The 3,307-nt window shown below is 72.0% G+C and carries 3 protein-coding genes; 1 reads left to right on the forward strand and 2 read right to left on the reverse strand.

The annotated features are described in order from the left end of the window. Positions 1-1,966: membrane-bound PQQ-dependent dehydrogenase, glucose/quinate/shikimate family (locus FV228_RS24290; protein WP_147856908.1), on the forward strand; the 1,966-nt coding region annotated here is incomplete at its 5' end. A gap of 125 nt (positions 1,967-2,091) precedes the next feature. On the opposite strand, the gene FV228_RS24295 is transcribed toward FV228_RS24290, so the two are convergent. Beyond that, positions 2,092-2,730: a ribonuclease HII gene (locus tag FV228_RS24295; protein WP_147856909.1), complete on the reverse strand. Its 639-nt coding sequence runs from the start codon at positions 2,728-2,730 to the stop codon at positions 2,092-2,094. 41 nt (positions 2,731-2,771) lie between these two features. After that, positions 2,772-3,307 (reverse strand): glycosyltransferase (locus FV228_RS24300; protein WP_147856910.1); only part of this gene is annotated, 536 nt, incomplete at its 5' end.

Below are 3,307 nucleotides of genomic sequence, written 5' to 3' on the forward strand. Positions count from 1 at the left end.
GGCCCTGGCGGCGACCACGCTGCGGGCGTTCCAGCCGGTGCCGATCATCGCGGCGACCGAGATCCCGGCTGTGCACCCGGCCACGCAGGCGGGGCCGCAGGTGGACTGGACGGCCTGGGGCAACACCAACGGCGGCACCCGCTTCGCCGGGCTGACGCAGATCGACGCCACCAACGTCGCCAAGCTCCGGCCAGCCTGGACCTTCCGCACCGGCGACATCGCCGTCAGCAACGGCTTCGGGGCGGAGGACCAGACCACGCCCCTGCAGATCGGCGACACCGTCTACGTCTGCACGCCGAACGACATCGTCGTCGCCCTCGACGCCGACACCGGCACGCAGCGCTGGCGCTACGACCGGAAGGCGAGCGCGCCGCAATGGCAACGGTGCCGCGGGCTCGGCTATCACGACGCGGGCGCCGCCGAGGGCGCGAAGGTCTGCCCCCGCCGCCTGCTGCTGGCCACGATCGATGCGCGCCTGATCGCGCTGGACGCCGCCACCGGCCAGCCCTGTACCGATTTCGGCGACGGCGGCACGGTCGATCTCAAGACCGACATGGGCGAGGTCAAATCCGGCTTCTACACCCAGACCGCCGCACCGCTCATCGCCGGCGACCTCGTGGTGGTCGGCGGCCGGGTCGCCGACAACATCGAGACCGGGGAGCCTGGCGGCGTAGTCCGCGCCTACGATGTCGGCAGCGGCGACCTGCGCTGGGCCTGGGATCCGGGCAACCCGGCGACCACGCGCCTGCCGCCTCCCGGTGAGACCTACACGCGGGGCACGCCGAACGTCTGGACCAGCATGGCCTACGATTCGGCCCTGGGCCTGATCTACGCGCCCACCGGCAACGCGACGCCCGACTTCTTCGGCGGCCACCGGACAGCCCAGGACGACGCCACCAACTCGTCGATCTTCGCCCTCGACGCGGCGACCGGGCGGCCGCGCTGGCACGTCCAGCTCGTTCACAAGGATCTGTGGGACTTCGACGTCCCGGCCCAACCCGCTCTCTACGACCTGCCGGACGGGAAGGGCGGCACCGTGCCGGGGCTGATCGCCGCGACCAAGCACGGCCAGATCTTCCTGCTGAATCGCGAGACCGGCGCCCCGATCGCGCCGATCACCGAGCGGCCGGTCCCGCAGGGCAGCGTGCCGGGCGAGCGTTATGCGCCGACGCAGCCCTACTCGGACATGCCGTCGATCGGAGCCGAGACCCTGACCGAAGCCGACATGTGGGGGGCGACGCCCTTCGATCAGCTCCTGTGCCGGATACAGTTCAAGGGCATGCGCCACGCGGGGACCTTCACCCCGCCGGGCTTCGACACCGCCCTCCAGATGCCGGGCTCGCTCGGCGGCATGAACTGGGGCAGCACCGCCATCGACATGACCCGGGACTACCTGATCGTGAACGACATGCGGTTGGGCCTGTGGAACCGGCTGATCCCGAGGGAGCAGGTCGAAACCGGTAAGGCCGCCGGAACCGAGATGGGCCTGTCGTCGATGCGCGGCACCCCCTACGTCTCCGTCCGCAACCGCTTCGTGTCGGCGCTGAACATCCCGTGCCAGAAGCCGCCCTTCGGCACGCTGACGGCCATCGACCTGAAGGCCCGCCGGATCGCCTGGCAGGTCCCGCTTGGCACGGTGGAGGATACCGGGCCGCTGGGGATCAAGATGCACCTGCCGATCCCGATCGGCCTGCCCTCGCTCGGCGGCTCGCTGGTGACCGGTTCGGGCCTGATCTTCTTCGCCGGGACGCAGGATTACTACCTGCGGGCGTTCGAGGCCGCGACCGGCCGCGAGGTCTGGAAGGGCCGCCTGCCGGTGGGCAGCCAGGGTGCGCCGATGACCTACAGGTCGCCCAAGACCGGCCGGCAATACGTCGTGATCACGGCCGGCGGCGCGCGCCAATCACCCGACCGCGGCGACTACGTGGTCGCCTACGCGCTGCCTGGCGATCCCGCATCGCAGTGATCCGGTCCGAAGGCGGCAAAATCGGGGTTTGCAAAGGGCGAGCCCTTTGGCGGGGTCTGGGGCGGAGCCCCGGAGAACTGCAGGGCGCTGCCCTGCATCCGCAAAAGATCTCGACCTTTTGAAACCTAGCCGAACCCGCGGGTGAAGCTGAGGCGGTGGTGTGGGCTTCGGCCGAGTGTGGTCAGGCCGGCGCGGTGCAGGGCCGTGCCGTAGCCGACGTTGCGCTCCCAGCCGTAACCCGGATGGCGCTCGGCGAGGCGACGCATGAGGTCGTCGCGAAACACCTTGGCGACGATCGAGGCGGCGGCGATCTGCGGCACCAGCCCGTCGCCGCCGATCACGGCCCGGCCCGGCAGGCCCGGCAGGGCGTCCCGGCCATCGACCAGGACCGGCGCCGCGATCCCGAGGCGCGCCACCGCCCGCAGCATCGCGTCGAGGGTCGCGGCGCGGATGTTGATGCGGTCGATCAGGGCCCGGGAACCCGCCGCCACGGCAACCCGGGCATGGGCGCGGATCAGCGGCGCCAGATGCGCGCGGATCGGTTCGGGCACGCGCTTGCTGTCGTCGAGGGCCGCCAGCAGGGCCGGGGGGATCGCAGCCGGGTCGAACCAGACCGCCGCCACCACCACGGGGCCGCACAGGGCGCCGCGCCCGACCTCGTCGCAGCCGATCACCGCCGGATAATCCGCGGCCCGGGCCGGATCGAACGGCTGGGTGAGGGCGGGTGTTGTTCGTTTCGCGGGCGGCGGTTTCTGAACGGACATGATGGCGCCGTCCTGCCATCTCGCGCCGCCGCCGTCACCGTTCAGGCGGCGTTCCGGGTCCCCCGCTGGCCGCCATGCGCCTCGATGATGTTGCCGAAGAACTGGTCGGCGCTGACGTCCCAGCCCCGGCGCAGCGCCTCCTGCCGGCACTCGGCCCGGGACAGGCGAAGCGCCGCGAGGGCCGCCGCGCGCAGGTCCTGGTCGAGGATGCCGACCCGGGTCCCGCTCAGCACGTCGTTGGGGCCGGGCACCGGGAAGGCCGCGATCGGCAGGCCGCAGGCCATCGCTTCCAGCAGCACGATGCCGAACGTGTCGGTGAGGCTCGGGAACACGAAGGCGTCGCAGGCGGCGTAGACGGACGCGAGCGCCGCCCCGGTCCGGGTGCCGAGGAAGCGTGCCTCCGGGGCCAAGGCCTGCAGGCGTGCCCGGTCCGGCCCGTCGCCGACCACGATCTTCGTTCCGGGCAGGTCGAGGCTCAGGAAGGCCGCGAGGTTCTTCTCCACGGCGAGCCGCCCGACATACAGGAACAGCGGCCGGGGCAGGCCGGCGAGGTCCGTCGGCGGCGGCTCGCCGGGGG

This window comes from Methylobacterium sp. WL18 (genome assembly GCF_008040015.1).
Classification (GTDB): domain Bacteria; phylum Pseudomonadota; class Alphaproteobacteria; order Rhizobiales; family Beijerinckiaceae; genus Methylobacterium; species Methylobacterium mesophilicum.